Origin of the sequence: Aetokthonos hydrillicola CCALA 1050 (assembly GCF_017591665.1) — a bacterium.
In the GTDB taxonomy this organism is placed as follows: Bacteria; Cyanobacteriota; Cyanobacteriia; order Cyanobacteriales; family Nostocaceae; genus Aetokthonos; species Aetokthonos hydrillicola.
Genome location: NZ_JAAKGC010000066.1, coordinates 1 through 16,419 on the forward strand (window position 1 = coordinate 1; position 16,419 = coordinate 16,419).

At 41.7% G+C, this 16,419-nt stretch carries 17 protein-coding genes; 11 read left to right on the forward strand and 6 right to left on the reverse strand.

Annotation, left to right across the window (positions count from 1 at the left end; translation table 11 throughout):
• Positions 1–43 precede the first annotated feature (43 nt).
• A complete protein-coding gene (locus G4P69_RS40045; RefSeq protein ID WP_279606316.1) occupies positions 44–172 on the forward strand; it encodes a hypothetical protein in 129 nt (42 codons plus the stop codon).
• A 188-nt stretch (positions 173–360) separates the two neighbouring features.
• Here G4P69_RS40045 and G4P69_RS25765 read toward each other — a convergent pair whose 3' ends face one another.
• Positions 361–507 (reverse strand): CopG family transcriptional regulator, encoded by a 147-nt coding sequence (locus G4P69_RS25765; RefSeq protein WP_208346810.1) that lies wholly within the window; start codon positions 505–507, stop codon positions 361–363.
• A gap of 47 nt (positions 508–554) precedes the next feature.
• Here G4P69_RS25765 and G4P69_RS25770 point away from each other — a divergent pair, with 47 nt between their 5' ends.
• Entirely contained in the window at positions 555–1,985 is a 1,431-nt protein-coding gene (locus G4P69_RS25770) for an RNA-guided endonuclease InsQ/TnpB family protein (protein WP_243903061.1), read from the forward strand.
• On the opposite strand, the gene G4P69_RS25775 is transcribed toward G4P69_RS25770, so the two are convergent.
• Both G4P69_RS25775 and G4P69_RS25780 read right to left on the reverse strand, forming a co-directional pair.
• Positions 1,975–2,529, reverse strand: coding sequence for a hypothetical protein (locus tag G4P69_RS25775; protein WP_208345449.1), 555 nt, complete (start codon positions 2,527–2,529; stop codon positions 1,975–1,977). The genes G4P69_RS25770 and G4P69_RS25775 overlap by 11 nt on opposite strands.
• Before the next feature lie 183 nt (positions 2,530–2,712).
• Positions 2,713–4,062 carry a helix-hairpin-helix domain-containing protein gene (locus G4P69_RS25780; RefSeq protein WP_208345447.1) on the reverse strand — a complete coding sequence of 450 codons (1,350 nt, stop codon included), beginning with the start codon at positions 4,060–4,062 and terminating at the stop codon, positions 2,713–2,715.
• A 158-nt stretch (positions 4,063–4,220) separates the two neighbouring features.
• Here G4P69_RS25780 and G4P69_RS25785 point away from each other — a divergent pair, with 158 nt between their 5' ends.
• The 4 genes from G4P69_RS25785 to gatA all read left to right on the forward strand — a co-directional run bounded on the left by G4P69_RS25785 (position 4,221) and on the right by gatA (position 8,416).
• Entirely contained in the window at positions 4,221–5,213 is a 993-nt protein-coding gene (locus G4P69_RS25785) for an ABC transporter ATP-binding protein (protein WP_208352216.1), read from the forward strand.
• A complete protein-coding gene (locus tag G4P69_RS25790) occupies positions 5,210–6,025 on the forward strand; it encodes an ABC transporter permease (RefSeq protein WP_208346619.1) in 816 nt (271 codons plus the stop codon). The genes G4P69_RS25785 and G4P69_RS25790 overlap by 4 nt, the downstream gene beginning before the upstream one ends.
• Before the next feature lie 138 nt (positions 6,026–6,163).
• Positions 6,164–6,910 carry an ABC transporter permease gene (locus G4P69_RS25795; protein ID WP_243903062.1) on the forward strand — a complete coding sequence of 249 codons (747 nt, stop codon included), beginning with the start codon at positions 6,164–6,166 and terminating at the stop codon, positions 6,908–6,910.
• Positions 6,911–6,955: 45 nt separating this feature from the next.
• The gene (gene gatA, locus G4P69_RS25800) at positions 6,956–8,416 is read left to right on the forward strand and encodes an Asp-tRNA(Asn)/Glu-tRNA(Gln) amidotransferase subunit GatA (RefSeq protein ID WP_208352232.1); all 1,461 of its coding nucleotides are present in this window, start codon (positions 6,956–6,958) and stop codon (positions 8,414–8,416) included.
• A 147-nt stretch (positions 8,417–8,563) separates the two neighbouring features.
• On the opposite strand, the gene G4P69_RS25805 is transcribed toward gatA, so the two are convergent.
• A complete protein-coding gene (locus G4P69_RS25805; protein WP_310834505.1) occupies positions 8,564–9,397 on the reverse strand; it encodes a helix-turn-helix domain-containing protein in 834 nt (277 codons plus the stop codon).
• Between the two features lie 184 nt (positions 9,398–9,581).
• On the opposite strand from G4P69_RS25805, the gene G4P69_RS25810 reads away from it, so the two are divergent.
• The 3 genes from G4P69_RS25810 to G4P69_RS25820 all read left to right on the forward strand — a co-directional run bounded on the left by G4P69_RS25810 (position 9,582) and on the right by G4P69_RS25820 (position 13,629).
• Positions 9,582–10,478 carry an alpha/beta hydrolase gene (locus tag G4P69_RS25810; protein WP_208342301.1) on the forward strand — a complete coding sequence of 299 codons (897 nt, stop codon included), beginning with the start codon at positions 9,582–9,584 and terminating at the stop codon, positions 10,476–10,478.
• 102 nt (positions 10,479–10,580) lie between these two features.
• A complete protein-coding gene (locus G4P69_RS25815) occupies positions 10,581–11,615 on the forward strand; it encodes a helix-turn-helix domain-containing protein (RefSeq protein ID WP_208342302.1) in 1,035 nt (344 codons plus the stop codon).
• A 388-nt stretch (positions 11,616–12,003) separates the two neighbouring features.
• Positions 12,004–13,629, forward strand: coding sequence for a tetratricopeptide repeat-containing S1 family peptidase (locus G4P69_RS25820; RefSeq protein WP_243903063.1), 1,626 nt, complete (start codon positions 12,004–12,006; stop codon positions 13,627–13,629).
• A 32-nt stretch (positions 13,630–13,661) separates the two neighbouring features.
• On the opposite strand, the gene G4P69_RS25825 is transcribed toward G4P69_RS25820, so the two are convergent.
• Positions 13,662–14,255: a COP23 domain-containing protein gene (locus G4P69_RS25825; protein ID WP_208342303.1), complete on the reverse strand. Its 594-nt coding sequence runs from the start codon at positions 14,253–14,255 to the stop codon at positions 13,662–13,664.
• Between the two features lie 214 nt (positions 14,256–14,469).
• Between G4P69_RS25825 and G4P69_RS25830 the strand changes: the two genes are divergently transcribed.
• Positions 14,470–14,736, forward strand: a complete 267-nt coding sequence (locus G4P69_RS25830) for a type II toxin-antitoxin system ParD family antitoxin (protein WP_208342305.1) — start codon at positions 14,470–14,472, stop codon at positions 14,734–14,736.
• The gene (locus tag G4P69_RS25835) at positions 14,736–15,038 is read left to right on the forward strand and encodes a type II toxin-antitoxin system RelE/ParE family toxin (protein WP_208342313.1); all 303 of its coding nucleotides are present in this window, start codon (positions 14,736–14,738) and stop codon (positions 15,036–15,038) included. Before G4P69_RS25830 ends, G4P69_RS25835 begins: the two co-directional genes overlap by 1 nt.
• Before the next feature lie 122 nt (positions 15,039–15,160).
• On the opposite strand, the gene proB is transcribed toward G4P69_RS25835, so the two are convergent.
• Positions 15,161–16,270 carry a glutamate 5-kinase gene (gene proB / locus G4P69_RS25840; RefSeq protein ID WP_208342315.1) on the reverse strand — a complete coding sequence of 370 codons (1,110 nt, stop codon included), beginning with the start codon at positions 16,268–16,270 and terminating at the stop codon, positions 15,161–15,163.
• Positions 16,271–16,419 lie beyond the last annotated feature (149 nt).

Consider the following 16,419-nt stretch of genomic DNA (forward strand, 5'->3'; position numbering starts at 1 on the left):
GTTGCTGCGATGAGTCAAATTTTTCACCAGTAACTTGGCTAATATGAGCGCTAATTTGGTTCCACATCATTGGGGCATGGGGCAATGGGCATGGGGCATGGGCTATTGGGCATGGGGCATGGGGCATTGGGCATGGGGCATTGGGCATTGGGCATTGGGCATTGGGTATTAAGAACTGAGTATCTATTCGCCCCCCTGCTCCCTGCTCCCCTGCTCCCCTGTTCCTCTGTTCCTCTGTTCCTCTGCTCCTCTGCTCCTCTGCTCCTCTGCTCCTCTGCTCCTCTGCTAAGAGCTCCCTGCCCCCTCTTCCCCTACCAAGCACATGCTGAGAGCCTCCGGCTTTTAGCCAGGGGATGAAAGCTAGCGGCTAGTTTTAACTAGCCAGTCTTGTACTAATTGTCTAGTAGATTCTCGAACCAAATCATTTAAAGATCTTTCTGTTTGGTGACTTAGTTTCACTAAATCTTCATATTCTTTGTCGGAAAATCTAACACTTAATCGTTTCATGATGCCACTTAAAGGTTATAATGGCATCATGATAGCACAAAAGGATAATGTACAAGACCCAGCAAATCAGGTTAACTGACGCTATTAACAATGAGACAAGAAATTTCTTAGTTTTGCTTTGTGAACAAGCTTCAAAGCTTTCCAATCAAGTTGTTTACTCAATCAGGCAGAAGCATTTTGAGACTTGTGAGCGGGTCGAATTCTTTGATAAGGATGGATTTTATCGCTCTGAATTCAAAACCAAAAAAGTTAGTGTTGATAGCTATGCTTCATTGTGTAAAGAGTTTGCTAACAGTGAACACTATCAAATTATGGGAGGACAGCAAGCACAGCAAACAATTAGATCAGTTATTGAGAGCTTCCGTTCTTACAATGAACTTCTGCCATTGTTCTTTAATGGGGAATTAAAAGGTTTTCCGTGTATCCCTGGATATCGAAAAGATGGGTTAACCGTTGTCACATTTCCTGGTCAAGCCGTCAAGTTGGATATAGAAACAGGGATGTGTCGGTTAGCAATCTCACGGGAGTTGTCCAAGGACATTTTAAATGATGTTTGGATTCCTGGAGGATACGGATTTAAACCTCATCAATTGGTTGAGGTTCGTATACTTCCACGTAACCGCGAACTATATGCTGAGTACGTTTACAAATCTGGCAACGACGATGTGAGTTGTTTGCTGGGACTAGATCATTCTCAAGCTTTGGGGATTGACCCTGGTACAAATAACTGGCTGACTTGCGTTTCAACACTGGGTAAATCTTTCATTATTGATGGTAGACAAATCAAGTCTCTTAACACCAATTACAACCGCAAAGTCAAGAAGATCAAAACGGGAAAACCTCAAGGTTTTTGGAATGATCAGTTGGCGGATTTAACTGAATTGCGTAACCGACAAATGCGGGACGCTATTAACAAAACAGCTAGATTCATTGTCAACTATTGCCTTAACCATAAAATTGGTAACGTGGTGTTTGGTTGGGGTGAGGGAGTTAAAGACAAGATAACTTTAGGCAAGCGTAATAATCAGAACTTCGTACAGATCCCAACATCCAAGCTTAAAGAACGCATCCTTACACTGTGTGAAGAAATCGGGATTCAGTTTACTGAAACCGAAGAGTCCTACACGTCCAAGACGAGTTTTTTGGATGGTGATTTCTTGCCAAAACTCGGTGAAAAACCCGAAAGCTGGAAACCATCAGGTAAGAGAGTTAAGCGTGGAATGTATAAGACCAAAAACAATCTAGTTATCAACGCTGATTGTAATGGTGCTGCCAACATCCTAGTAAAAGTAAAAACACAGCTGGGCTTATGTCTAGCCAAGGTAATAAGGGAGATATTGACCGTTCCCAAACGCTATAACGTCTTCGGTTCGCTGAAGAAAATATATCGTAAACGTAGCGAAGCTAGATTTTATCTCGCTTCGCTACATCAGTTTAGAATCCCCTCGGCTTTAGCCAGGGGAGAGGTCAAACTCTAGTTTTGGCGAAGTTTTTGGTATAGCTGCTTCTCCACTTTTCTAGTTCTTCTATTGATACTGATTTACTAATAACATTTACATCATTTCCGCGCCAATTTACTTCTGGATCTGTTGTAAATACACTACATTCTAGATAATCTAGCCGTATATTCCAATAATGGCTAAACCGACTTTTTAAAGTTATGACTTGCTCAAAAACTTTATTTCTATGCTTGTTTCTTCTTTTTCTTTCTGTTGCTCCTGTTGCCTCTGTATCAATAAATTTTGTTTCAATGATAAGTAGCCTATTAAATGATGTGAGGTAAACAAAATCACACTTGCCTAAATCTGTATAGTCAGAGATGGGTGACTTTTCAAATAAAAGTAATTCAGTACATATAGGAAATATTTTTTTTATATTCAAGAATAAATAAGCTTGTAATAAAAGTTCCTTATCATAAGGAAACCCGATTACACCTTCAAAAAACCGCTGAATTTCTTCATGGCTCTGGGGTTGAATTTTTTTACAATATTTCACAAAGTGAGATATTTCGTCTGCGGCCATCAAATTTTTACTCCTTCCCCCGATTAGCACATACACCTTAATGGCATAAAAAGATACCATTTATATAGGGAAATCTTCATCCGCAGAAGTAACCAAAAAAACAACACATACCCTCTTCATGTAAGCTATTCTACCGATATTGCTTTCCCCGAACACAAGAACGGTATTGATGGCTGGGGTAGTTCACACACTAGTAAGGGGTTGTACATGCGCAGGAAATCTGGCATTTTGGAGAGCGTGAACAGTCGTTCTAGAATCTTGCACCCAAAATTGGCGTCCAAAACGAACAAGATGACGACTATCTCCGTCTCGTACGATCCCTATCACTGGAACTTTTGCTTTTTCTTTATCACCTGAGTGTTCTTGCAGAATCGTTCTCAAGCGATGTTGTTCTTCAATAGTCGCTGCTTGTTGAGGATTTAGCTCCACCATGACCATCTGTACTGTTTCTACTGGCTCTGCATCTTCAACAATCAATTGAGCTTGGTCGTCTCGGCGATCTACTTTACCCCAGATAATTAATCTAGAGTCAACTTGGAGCAGCAAATGAATCCGCTCATAAATTTTAGGAAATACCACTGCTTCTGATTGTGCAGTTAAATCTTCTATTTGCAAAATAGCCATCGGGTCACCCTTTTTGGTGACGACTTTTTTAACGCCATTGAGCATGACTACGACACAAAGAACTATTTCGTCCTTTTGTTCGCCGAGTTGGGAAAGATTAATCGGAGCCAGGACTCGTGCTGATTGCCGGATAGATTTTAGTGGATGGTCTGAGACATAAAAGCCTAATAGTTCCTTTTCCATCCTTAACTTTTCCTGTGGAGGAAAATCAGACACAGGTTTGGCTTTGGGTGCTATGTCAAAGCTATTTTTGCTTGTGGTTGTAGTAGTGGAAAATCCACCACCTAACAAGTCAAAGAGATTTCCCTGACCACTGGCTCTATCTCTAGCACGAGATTGTGCCCAATCGTATACTAGTTCCAGATCGTGAATTAACTGATTGCGGTTTGGTTCTATTTTGTCAAAAGCTCCAGAAGAAATCAGCGATTCTAACGTACGACGGTTAACAGCCCGCAGATCTACGCGATCGCAAAAATCCGCCAGAGATTTAAACTCCCCTGACTCCGCTCTTGCTGACAAAATACAGGCGATCGCATTATGCCCCACGTTACGAACTGCTGAAAATCCGAATAAAATGTTCTCTCCTGATGGTGTAAAGTCCACACCAGAGCGATTAATATCCGGCGGCTCTATCTGGATATTCATACTCATACAAGTGGAAATATATTTCTGCACTTTGTCTGTGTCACTGCTGTTAGCTGTTAACAGCGCCGCCATATATTCCAGTGGATAGTTAGCTTTCAAATACGCGGTTTGATATGTTACATAGCCATAGGCTGTTGAATGTGACTTATTAAAGCAATTAGAAGCTATCAAGCCATTTTTTATGACAAAATTATGGTCGCTTTCGACACCAATATCATATACATTTTGCGTATCTATTTTCTTACGTGTAATAATTTTAACCATAAAAGGATAATTTTATAGAATTGTTAGTATGCTGAAGTAGACATGATCCACTCCGGTGGAATACATATTAATTTAATTTCAGTTGACCGTGTGCAAAATATTTTTAACGCTTAATCAACCTCCTTAGAAAGGGTATTTTTCTACCGAATTGTTACAACATGTCTCACATTTTTGTTAAAGACCTTAGTAAGTCTTTCTTTTTGTCTGAACGCTCGTCCGGGCTGTTCGGTTCAATGCGGGGGCTTGTACAGCGTAAAACCAAAGAAGTTTACGCATTAAAGGGAGTCTCATTTTCTGTAGAGCAGGGAGAACTTGTAGGGTATATTGGTCCAAACGGAGCAGGTAAATCGACTACGATTAAGATTTTAAGTGGGATCTTAGTACCCTCGGCGGGAAAATGCATAATTGGAGGGCGAATTCCCTGGAAAGATAGAATTCGTCATGTTGGTCGAATCGGAGTGGTTTTTGGTCAACGAACACAGCTATGGTGGGATCTTCCAGTCATTGAGTCTTTTGATCTGTTGCGCGATATTTACCGCGTTCCACAAGCACAGTATAAAAAAACACGTGACGAGATGGTCGAGCTTCTTGATCTCTCACGCTTTCTCTATACTCCTGTAAGACAATTAAGTCTTGGTCAAAGGATGAGGTGTGATTTTGCGGCGGCGATGCTTCACAAACCTGACATTCTCTTTCTAGATGAGCCAACAATAGGACTTGATGCAGTTTCAAAGCTTACAGTCAGAAAGTTTATCAAAGATCTAAATAAAACGCATCAGGTGACTACCATCCTTACAACCCACGACATGGATGATATCGAAGCCTTATGTCAGAGGGTTATTATTATTGGTGGGGGTGAAATTCTTTGTGATGGTTCCCTTGACGAGGTTCGGTCTAAAGTTTCCTCGCGTCGCTACTTAAGAATAGATTTGATACAGGATGAGTTCTCCTTTGACGAAGACGGAGTTAGTATCGTCTCAAAGGAGGGTAACACCGTGACGCTTGCTTTTGACCCTACAAAGCTATCTGCTGCGTCCCTAATTAGCAAGATTACCTCGCATTACGAAGTAGAAGATCTTTTTGTTGAAAATCCGCCTGTTGAAGAGATTATTGCTGAATTTTATGCAAAATCAGGAGAAATTTTGACATGAAAGCGTATTGGTCGCTCTTTGTCGCTCAATTTTCTCTCCTCGTACAATATCGTACTGCTGCAATAGCAGGGGTTGGAACACAGATTTTTTGGGGTTTATTGAAAGTCATGGTTCTTGAGGCATTTTTTACTCATGCGACTTCTGCACCGCCTATGACTTTTCGTGAAGCAGTAGGATATATATGGCTTGGGCAAGCGTCTTTTGTTATTATCCCTTGGAGTGGAGATAAGGAAATTCAAGAACTCATACGTTCTGGCGGGGTAGGGTATGATCTTTTACGACCTACTGATCTCTATAACTTTTGGTTTGCTCGTGCGATCGCACTCCGCACAGCCCCCCTGATACTTCGTGCGGTTCCTATTGCTTGTATCTCAATCTTTCTTTTTCCTCTTATAGGATTACCTGAATGGTCACTGCGTTTTCCGCCTGATTATGCTTCTGTAGTTGCGTTTGTTGTCTCTTTTATTGGTGCAATTGTACTTTCATGTGCATTTACCATGCTTTTAACCGTCTCAATGATGTGGACAGTTTCAGGGGAGGGGATCAATACTATCCTGCCAAGTTTGATTCTTATTTTCTCAGGAATAACCATTCCTCTCCCGCTTTTTCCTGAATGGATTAAGCCTATTTTGAATGCACTTCCTTTCAGTGCACTTCTCGACCATCCTTTTCGTCTTTTTACTGGTAATCTTCCACCAAGCGCACTATATGGTGTGTTACTCCATCAGGCTTTCTGGATTGTTACCCTTGTTCTAGTTGGGCGGGCTTTAGTGAGTCGTGGGATAAAAAGGCTCGTCATTCAAGGAGGATAGCCCCGTTGGGGAAGTCAAAAGTCAAAAGTCAAAAGTCAAAAGTTAATACTGCTTCCCTGCTCCTCTGGTTCCTTTGCTTTTTTTATGAACGATTTTTTTCTTTACCTTCGATACATCTCGGCATCGATCAGATCACAAATGCAATACAAAGTGTCCTTCTTACTGCAAACTGTAGGGCATCTTCTGGCGACTCTCACTGAATTTTTGGGAATATGGGCACTTTTTAGTCGTTTTAACAGTATTGGTACTTGGACTCTCCCTGAAATTGCTTTGTTTTACGGAATGGTCAATATCTCTTTTTCGTGTGCTGATGCACTTGGACGAGGCTTTGATATCTTTGGCAAAATAATTAAGAATGGTGAGTTTGATCGTTTGCTTCTTCGCCCAAGAACCACTGTACTTCAACTCCTTGGTACAGAGTTCACGTTGAAGCGAGTAGGACGATTTTCTCAAGGGATTGTGGTTACAGTGTGGTCACTTTCGACTCTCCACATTCCTTTGACTATCAAAACCTTATGGCTTTTAAACGCCTCATTTCTTGGTGGGGTTGCGCTGTTTGTTGGTATTGTCATTGTGCAGGCGACACTCACTTTTTGGACTATTGAGTCTCTGGAAATTATGAATATTCTCACGTATGGAGGGGTTGAAACGGCACAATACCCTATTTCAATTTATACTAAATGGTTCCAGAGATTCTTCACTTTCTTGATCCCGCTTGCTTGTGTGAGTTATTTTCCTCTCCTTGCGGTGCTTGAAAAGGAAGAGACTTTTTCAATCCCTTTCTGGTTTTGTTGCTTATCTCCCGCAGCTGGCTTTCTCTTTTTAATAGTTGCACTTAATCTCTGGAAGATAGGGGAGCGTCACTACTGTTCTACTGGTAGTTAGCTTTATTAGTTAAAATTATGAACTTGGATAACAAAGGGAACAATCATGGGATTCATCCGCGAGTTGCACAAACAGCTAGTTAGCAAAGAACGTTCTGCTGTTGAAATTACTCAAGAAGCTTTAGACCGTATTCAAGAGCTAGAGCCTAAATTACATAGCTTCTTAAGCATAACCGCCGACAAGGCACTCGAACAAGCGCAGGCTGTGGATGATAAAATCGCTAAAGGTGAAGAAATTGGGATATTAGCAGGAATTCCTATTGGTATTAAAGATAATTTGTGTACCAAGGGAATCCGTACCACATGCGCGTCTCGTATACTGGAAAATTTTGTACCGCCCTATGAGTCAACGGTTACCCAAAAGCTAGCAGATGCTGGTGCAGTAATGGTGGGGAAAACGAATCTTGATGAATTCGCGATGGGGGGTTCTACAGAAAACTCAGCTTACCAACCGACTGCTAATCCTTGGGATTTATCACGGGTTCCTGGCGGTTCTTCAGGGGGATCGGCTGCGGCGGTGGCGGCTAATGAATGTGTTGTGGCTGTTGGTTCTGATACTGGTGGTTCCATTCGTCAACCTGCCTCGTTTTGCGGTATCGTGGGGATGAAACCAACTTATGGTTTGGTTTCGCGTTATGGTTTGGTGGCTTTTGCTTCGTCTTTGGATCAAATTGGCCCTTTCTCACGCACAGTAGAAGATGCGGCGATATTATTGAGCGCGATCGCCGGATACGATCCCAAAGACTCTACTAGCTTAAAAGTTGACATTCCTGATTACACTACCACCTTAAAACCAGATCTCAAACCTAGAGGAAAGCTGAGAATTGGTGTCATTAAAGAAACCTTTGGTGAAGGTTTAGATTCTGCTGTTGAACAAGCTGTTACCAAAGCGTTGAATCAACTACAAAATTTGGGAGCAGAAATCCATGTTATTTCCACTCCCAGGTTTCGCGATGGCTTATCTAGCTATTATATTATTGCGCCTTCTGAAGCGTCAGCAAACCTAGCTCGTTATGATGGCGTTAAGTATGGCTATCGCGCACCAGAAGCAGACAACCTTTTGTCGATGTACGCTCGTACCCGTGCTCAAGGTTTTGGTGCAGAAGTCAAACGTCGGATTATGATCGGAACTTATGCCCTTTCTGCTGGTTATTACGATGCCTACTATCTAAAAGCGCAAAAAGTCCGCACTCTTATCAAGCAAGACTTTGAAAACGCATTTGAAGAGGTAGATATATTAGTTTGTCCCACTGCTCCCACAACAGCTTTCAAAGCGGGTGAAAAAATAACTGACCCCTTGAGCATGTACTTAATTGACTTGTTAACAATTCCTGTCAATCTTGCAGGTTTACCAGCCATAAGCATACCGTGCGGTTTTGACAATAATGGTTTGCCAATTGGTTTGCAGCTTATTGGTAAAGTCCTCCGAGAAGACTTACTTTTTCAAGTCGCTTACGCTTACGAACAATCAACTAACTGGCATTTACGCATACCAGAAGTAAAGTGAACGAGGCAATGGGCATGGGGCACCCCTGCGGGGAAGTCAAAAGTCAAAAGTCAAAAGTCAAAACTGGGTAAGATTTGTCTTTTTTTCTCCCCTGCTCAAGAGCTCCCCTGCTCCCTACTACCTGCTCAAGAGCTCCCCTGCTCCCTACTACCTGCTCCCCTGCTCCCTGCTCCCTGCTCCCTGCTCCCTCTTAACAGAGTATGTAACTTGCTTAACACCGCCAACGGCTCCTAAAGGTTTTGGCTCCTGTTTGTTTTCAGAAACAAGTACAGCGCCAGCGTTACCGGAACGGATAGTCAAATCTTTCTGTGCTGTCCAGGTTTTCTGTTCTCCCTTATTTAAAATTCCCTCAAATACGGTTTTGCCATCTGATTTGATTCGCACCCATGATTTGTCTTGTAATTTGAGAGTTACTTCTACTGATGAAGCGTTCTGTGTTGCTGGTGATGCCGTTGGAGTTGGCGTTGCGGAGAAAAGTTGGGTGCTTTTTTGACCAGTGTTAATTGCAGATGCAAGCGGGGTAGAGAGTGTTTTGGGTTTAGAAGCGCTTGGGGAAAATTGCTTCTGATTACGAGATTCTACTGTGCTGTGTGGATTGAGTATATAAAATAGTCCGAAGATGGCCCCAGCTAGTACTAGAATATAGGGTATAATAAGGGGAATATATATATTTGGTCTTTTATCTGTGTTCTGTTGGTCTTGATGTAATTCTGGAGGGGTAAAAGTAATCGCAAACCTTTGTGCTAAAGCACTACCATCTATTCCTACAGCATCTCCATAACGACGGATAAATCCTTGGACATAAACAGGCTCCGGCAAATCCTCAAATCGTTCTTCATCTAAAGCTTGCAAAAAAGCTGGGCGAATGCGTGTGTTAGCAGCTATTTCTTCTATACGCATTGCCTTCTCTTGCCTTATTTGCCGTAACTGTGCAACTATTTCTTTTAATTGCTCTTGTTGAGTCTTGTCCAATAGCACCACTGTGATTCTCCTAGATTTATATCAAGCGTTTTATTTTCGATAAAGAAACTAGTTGTATAAATTGTGCGTTTAGTCAATGATTATCTAAACTTATTGTAATTCATGTTCCAATATAGAATTTGTATTTTCGATGAAGTAAAAGCTAGTGTATTAGTCTATTATTACTGTATTTAAAAATACTTGCATGAATACAACCGACCTGCAACACCCAATAAGGTTGTTGTTCTTGCTGCTAGGCTGGGGCGGAGTGATTGTAGCACTAACCTACACCGCCATATGTGTATTTCTTTTCTTGCAGCAAACGAGATACATCTTTTTTCCATCTTCAATTATTGAAACAACACCACAAGCTTTTAATCTCTCTTACGAAGATGTGTGGATATCTGTTCCCGTAAAACCAGGCAAAGTAGAATATATTCATGGCTGGTGGATAAAAGCAAAACAGTCCGATGCTAATGTTTTGCTATATTTCCACGGAAATAACATGAATATTGGTGCAAATGTTGCCCATGCAAACCGGTTTCATCAATCAGGGTTTTCGGTTTTACTGATTGATTACCGTGGTTATGGTCGTAGTAAAGGTCGTTTTCCCAATGAAAAACGAGTTTATCAGGATGCGGCTACAGCTTGGAATTATTTAGTCAACCAGAGGAAAATTCCTCCAGATAAAATTTTTATATATGGGCATTCTTTAGGAGGTGCTATAGCCATCGATTTAGCGCTCCAATACCCTAAAGCTGCTGGATTGATTGTTGAAGGTTCTTTTACATCAATCAAACATTTAGTTGCATCTCGGAACCTTTTTTCGATGTTTCCAGTCAATTTGATCCTGACACAGCGCTTTGAATCGATTAAGAAGGTTCCTAATTTAAAGGTGCCAGTTTTATTCATTCATGGTACTGATGATCTCACCGTGCCAGCTTTTATGAGCCAAGATTTGTATGCTGCGGCTCCTAATACAAAAAAGTTGCTTTTGGTTTCGGGAGCAGGACATAACAACGTAGCAGAAATTGCTCGTTGTGAATATTTCCAAGCAGTTCAATCTTTTGTAAATCTTATTTTAATCTCCCACACAAATTAAAAACAGTTATCGGTTATCAGTTACCAGTTATCACAGCACCATAGCCTTTGATAACTGATAACTGTTGACTGTTCACTGTTTAGTTTACCTAAACCTAATTTTATGAAGACTATGTACGCTTTATCGATTACTGATGGAATTACTATGGAAATTTCTCAAGATGAATTGCGATCGCTCTTAGGTGAAATAGAAACACAACTACATCAAAGTAAAGTTTATCGTCACGCGCTGGCTACTATACAAAAATTACTGGGTTCTTCTTCTGAACAAGCCAGCGGTTTATTTAAAGCTGTTGGTAGAGAAGCAATCAGTTTAGTATTTCAGCAACTTCTTCAAAAACATCAAGAAGTTGGAGAAAATAACCAACAAAAAGATGACAATAGCCAAACCTCTGATTCAACTGATTTGCATCAGTGCTTGACTATTGTACAATCAACCGAAAAACCTACTCCCACAACTACTAACAAAGCCGAGTTGTTAGCTGAGCCTAATGAGGTGAAAAATACCGCCGTTCAAAAAAACAGCCCCTCAGCTAGAAAACCAATGAAATGGCTTAGCACGTTCAATAAAAAACAGAGCCCAGTTGAACAAACTTTGCCAACACCAGGCAAAAAACGGTCAGAAGCTCTACGTCAAATTGGCGAAGAATTACGGCGAACTCGCGAATTCCACAATATTTCTCTTCAAGACTTAAACGCTTACACTCACATACAAATTCCTTACCTGGAAGCTGTGGAAAATGGGAATTGGGAATTATTGCCAGAAGAAGTTTTTGTGCGTGGCTATATCCGTGCGATGGGTAATGCTTTAGGACTTAATGGTACAGCTTTAGCGACTTCCTTACCAGAACCTGAACCCATAAAAACAGTTTTGCCTCCTAGTTATAAATCTAACAAGAGTTTCGCTTCAGGATTGGGGTTACGTCCTATACATCTCTATTTAGGTTACACAACTCTTATGGCTGGTGCTATTGGAGGATTATCAATGCTGAATCATCATCTAGAAGCGTCTGCCCCATCTTCCTCACCATTCACTCAGTCATTACAAGATCAAAAACCAACTACAAAACCAAAAACACAGTCTAATCCTAAAGGTGTCGTTGTCGGTTCAGATATTTCTCCACCAGAATCTCTTTAACTATTTCGTCAGCCTTCTATTGATCGCACACCCTGCCGTAGTTTAATTTTTACTATGTAAAATTTTATTAAACAGCTTTATTGGTTTGTAGTTGCGCTTTAGCGCCAAGACAGCTCAACTACAAACCAATAAAGTGCCGAGTTTCAAAATTCCCTTTTTGTCGAATACGGAATTCAGAACAAAGAACGTGTGGTAATACATAAAACAGGAGTCAGGAGACAGAATTCAGGAGTCAGAATACACCACCCATAAAGGGATGGTGTTTTAAGAAAAGTTTCAACCCTTGTCTCGTCGACAAGGGACGAGGTTTTAACCAACATTTATTCTGACTCCTGTCTCCTGACTTCTGAATTCTGCTTGATAAAACAGTAAGTCCAAAGGGTGTAACATGGTATCTTGGCATCGGTGGCTTCCCTTAAGTTTGCTCCCATTAGTTATAACTGGATGCGGCAACAGTGCGAAATCACCAGAAGAGATTAACAAGATAGCTACGGAGAGTGTAATTCTCATCAATTACAAAAATCAACCAGGGCATGGTACAGCATTTTTTGTCACTGGAGAAGACAAGGAGGTTTGTACTCTACTCACAGTGCGTCACGTGGTGCCACCTGGTATTAAAGTCCAACTGCAAACGCAGGATCAAAAAATTTGGGAACCTGCTGATATCAAACGCTTCCCTAACCAAGATTTAGCAGTTGTTACATTCAAACCTGAAAGTGGAACTTGCCCTTATCAAGCCCTTAGCTTAGGTAATTCTGACAAAGTAGGATTGGGACAAAGTATTTATATCACAGGTTTTCCTGGTACTGGAACAAAACAACAGTTTAGTATTGGATCTGTGTCATTAATTGATAACCAAATCGAAGGCTATGGCATTTCTTACACTGCAATCACCGCAGCAGGGATGAGTGGTAGCCCTGTAATAAATGCGCTGGGTGAAGTTATTGCAGTACATGGGCGTACTGATGTGGAATTGATTACAGAAGCTAAACGCAAAGGTGAACAACCTCCACCACAACAGCAGTCTACAGGAGGTGTTACTAACCCAGCTTTTGGGGATGCAGTTGGCACTTTCAAATGGGGTATTCCTATCAATCTTTATCTAGAAAACGTCCAACGTCTCGCAAAGAAACAAGAAGAACCAGAAAACTTTTTTAATAAAGGCAATAGTTTGTTCGATTCCCAACGCTACGAAGAGGCTATAGCAGCATACGACAAAGCGATCGCCATCAAACCTGACTATGCTTATGCCTGGAATAATCGAGGCAATGCTCTAGGGGAGTTAAAACGGTACGAAGAGGCTATAGCAGCATACGACAAAGCGATCGCCATCAAACCTGACTATGCTGATGCTTGGTATAATCGAGGCGTTGCTCTAGGGGAGTTAAAACGCTACGAAGAGGCTATAGCGGCATACGACAAAGCGATCGCCATCAAACCTGACTATGCTTCTGCTTGGAATAATCGAGGCGTTGCTCTAGGGGAGTTAAAACGGTACGAAGAGGCTATAGCAGCATACGACAAAGCGATCGCCATCAAACCTGACTATGCTGATGCTTGGAATAATCGAGGCAATGCTCTAAGAGAGTTAAAACGCTACGAAGAGGCTATAGCAGCATACGACAAAGCGATCGCCATCAAACCTGACTATGCTTCTGCTTGGAATAATCGAGGCGTTGCTCTAGGGGAGTTAAAACGCTACGAAGAGGCTATAGCAGCATACGACAAAGCGATCGCCATCAAACCTGACTATGCTTCTGCTTGGAATAATCGAGGCGTTGCTCTAGGGGGGTTAAAACGCTACGAAGAGGCTATAGCAGCATACGACAAAGCGATCGCCATCAAACCTGACTATGCTTCTGCTTGGAATAATCGAGGCGCTGCTCTAGAGAATTTACAACGCTACGAAGAAGCTATAGCAGCATACGACAAGGCAATTCAATTTGATCCCAATTACCAAAAAGCAATTAATAATCGTAGGCAGTTGCTAATACGATTAGGGCGTTCTCAATAAGTGTGACGTTAAGTATCAGAAAAATACCTATTTTATTTTCCAACAGATGCTCCAGCTTGAAGATCGTCAGATGCTAATAAGCCCTCAACACTAACAAACGACGAGTTGGGAGTTTGACTAGTACCAGAACCTTGGTCAACCGTCGTACCATTTTGTATAGCCATAGTCATCCGTCGCAGGGAGTCGTAGCCGTCAGCACCTGGCTTAAGCGTCACTAATAGATTACAATTTTGGGGATCAAGCTTAGTGTGAACACAGATTACATCTTGTTTGGGTGTCTTGGGGTCAGTGCGATAACTGAATCTTAATAAACCATCTTGGCGGAAGCCTTCCAAACGTTTCGTTATCTCGTCGCATCGTGTCCGGGTATCCCAGCCATCACCAAAGCTGTTGACCATCCTCAACCAAGGTTTTACTTCCTTATCATTACGATACATCACTGTCCATACCTCTCCTCCCTTTTGGGTATCAAGTTGTAAGGTACAGGAAAAGCGAGTTTGCCGAAATAGTTCAGGAGTCCAATTCCGAAACCAATCAGTGCTGAAGCTAGCGATCGCTATTAACAAGCCAAGCAAGCCTATGATCAGGTTTGATGTACGAAGCCAACCCTGTTTTTTAGAAGACATGCTAAGTGTCCTGAAAAAAATATGTATTTATTTTACCGCAAACCAAAAAGTCTTTCAAAAGGGGCGAAAGTCCTCATTTTAACGAGAACCCTGATTTGCAAGTCGAGGATATTCGTGCCTGCTTGCAATACGCGATCGCGCTGTTGCTCGTAAAATGAGGTAAAGACGCATTCACAATTTAACGCTGCAATGGCTTTCTGTTGAGGTAAAAACTATGAATATCCAATTGCAAGAGGAATACGAACAATTTATACAAACCCAAATCGCTACAGGTAGATATGAAAATGCTGAAGATGTGATCATTAAAGCATTGAAGTTGCTGGAGGAATGGGAGAAAGGTTATCAGGAATGGGAAGAAGAAACTAGGAAAAAACTAGTAGCAGGGCTAGCTTCTATCGAACGTGGAGATGTAGTACATGGTCAAGTGGTGATGGCGCGACTGGAAGAAAAATTACGCAAGGCTCGTGAAAATCAAGGATAATGGAATATTTTATTGCCAAGGAAGCAAGCCTTGATTTAGATGAGATTCTAGATTATTTTCTCGTTCGTAATATCAATGCTGGGGAAAGATTTATTCGAGAATTTAACAAGAAGTGCCAGAACATAGCCCAATTCCCGAATATAGGACGAAGTTACGCCAAGTTTGACTCACGCCTGAGAGGAATACCTTTGAATGGCTACATTATTTTTTATCGAGTTTTTGAAGATAATATTGTGATTGTGCGCGTAGTTAGCGGTTATCGGGATTTAGAATCTATATTTACAGATGTGGACAATGAGTAAATTTTTGAGTAGTCAGAAAAGTTTGGTTTTTTGAGACAAAAACCCTGCTTAGGCGTACTTCTTGGTTATTGTTTGTACTTGTGAGTTAGCGCTAAAGCGCAACTACGAACCAAAATGCGGTACTAAGTGAGAACTAAATTATCGCGGTGAACGACGGTTTCTACACCTTCGTAACCTAAAACAGCAGAAATTTCACGGGAATGACGACCACGAATTTTTTGCAGATCGCTGCTACTGTAGTTCACGAGTCCTCTGGCTATTTCGTTACCGTTTTTGTCGCACAATTGGACTGCTTCTTGGGGATCAAATTCTCCTTCAACTGTGATAATACCAGCAGCTAATAATGATCTACCAGCCTCAGAAATAGCTTTTACTGCTCCCTCATCTAAATACAATTTTCCTACAGGCAATAAACCATAGGCGATCCAACGTTTTCGGGCAGAAGTTGGTTCTGGTTTTGGTTCAAAGCGAGTGCCTATAGGTTCTCCTTGTAAAATTTTTTCTATATTGCCTGGGTATTTTCCTTCTGTAATTACAGTCCGAACACCTGCGGCTGTGGCAATTCGGGCTGCGGAAATTTTTGTTAACATACCGCCAGTACCCCACCCAGAACCTTGAGTACCGGTTTGTACTTGTAGTTCAGCTAATTCTTTAATGCTATTCACAAGAGTAATTGGTTGGGCATCTGGTACAGAACGAGGATCCGCTGAGTAAAGTCGATCCACATCCGTAAGCAAAAATAACCAATCTGCTTCTACTAGGCTGGCAACTAAAGCTGATAAGGTGTCGTTGTCGCCAAATTTCAGTTCTTCTACTGCTACCGTATCATTTTCATTCACCACAGGGATAACTCCTAGGGCGAGTAATTCTTTGAAGGTGTTGTAAACGTTGAGATAGTGGCTGCGCTGCACTAAGTCGGTACGGGTAAGCAAAACTTGGGCTATTGGCTGTTGGAGGGTGGAAAATAAATCGTCATACACCCGCATTAATCTACCTTGTCCTACTGCGGCTACTGCTTGTTTGAGTGCGATCGCCTTCGGGCGTTCCGTTAAGCCCAATCGCCCACAACCAACTCCCACCGCACCAGAGGAAACCAAAATCACCTGATGACCAAGATGGCGGAGGTTTGAGAGGGTTTCTGCTAATGTAGCAATAGTGGAAAGTGCTAACTGTCCTGTTTCTGGTCGAGTCAGGCTAGAAGTACCAATTTTGACGACTATTGTTTGAGACATTGTTTAATAAAAGAATTCAGGAGTCAGGAGTCAGGAGTCAGGAGAAAGAATGAGGGGAGCTTCCTCAATATTTGAATTTATCATTTCGTAGTGCGAGCATCTTGCTCGCTGATCGCGGTGGGTGAGCCTTCCGGCTCGGACTTCTTGTG

Excerpts from the sequence above, each read along its gene's own strand:
- G4P69_RS25765 (WP_208346810.1), bottom strand. The coding sequence starts at position 507 with ATGAAACGATTAAGTGTTAGATTTTCCGACAAAGAATATGAAGATTTA.
- G4P69_RS25815 (WP_208342302.1), top strand. The coding sequence starts at position 10,581 with ATGAAGACTATGTACGCTTTATCGATTACTGATGGAATTACTATGGAA.
- G4P69_RS25835 (WP_208342313.1), top strand. The coding sequence starts at position 14,736 with ATGGAATATTTTATTGCCAAGGAAGCAAGCCTTGATTTAGATGAGATT.
- G4P69_RS25775 (WP_208345449.1), bottom strand. The coding sequence starts at position 2,529 with ATGGCCGCAGACGAAATATCTCACTTTGTGAAATATTGTAAAAAAATT.
- G4P69_RS25820 (WP_243903063.1), top strand. The coding sequence starts at position 12,004 with ATGGTATCTTGGCATCGGTGGCTTCCCTTAAGTTTGCTCCCATTAGTT.
- G4P69_RS25770 (WP_243903061.1), top strand. The coding sequence starts at position 555 with ATGTACAAGACCCAGCAAATCAGGTTAACTGACGCTATTAACAATGAG.
- G4P69_RS25780 (WP_208345447.1), bottom strand. The coding sequence starts at position 4,062 with ATGGTTAAAATTATTACACGTAAGAAAATAGATACGCAAAATGTATAT.
- gatA (WP_208352232.1), top strand. The coding sequence starts at position 6,956 with ATGGGATTCATCCGCGAGTTGCACAAACAGCTAGTTAGCAAAGAACGT.
- G4P69_RS25810 (WP_208342301.1), top strand. The coding sequence starts at position 9,582 with ATGAATACAACCGACCTGCAACACCCAATAAGGTTGTTGTTCTTGCTG.
- G4P69_RS40045 (WP_279606316.1), top strand. The coding sequence starts at position 44 with ATGAGCGCTAATTTGGTTCCACATCATTGGGGCATGGGGCAATGGGCA.
- G4P69_RS25830 (WP_208342305.1), top strand. The coding sequence starts at position 14,470 with ATGAATATCCAATTGCAAGAGGAATACGAACAATTTATACAAACCCAA.
- proB (WP_208342315.1), bottom strand. The coding sequence starts at position 16,270 with ATGTCTCAAACAATAGTCGTCAAAATTGGTACTTCTAGCCTGACTCGA.
- G4P69_RS25790 (WP_208346619.1), top strand. The coding sequence starts at position 5,210 with ATGAAAGCGTATTGGTCGCTCTTTGTCGCTCAATTTTCTCTCCTCGTA.
- G4P69_RS25785 (WP_208352216.1), top strand. The coding sequence starts at position 4,221 with ATGTCTCACATTTTTGTTAAAGACCTTAGTAAGTCTTTCTTTTTGTCT.
- G4P69_RS25825 (WP_208342303.1), bottom strand. The coding sequence starts at position 14,255 with ATGTCTTCTAAAAAACAGGGTTGGCTTCGTACATCAAACCTGATCATA.
- G4P69_RS25795 (WP_243903062.1), top strand. The coding sequence starts at position 6,164 with ATGCAATACAAAGTGTCCTTCTTACTGCAAACTGTAGGGCATCTTCTG.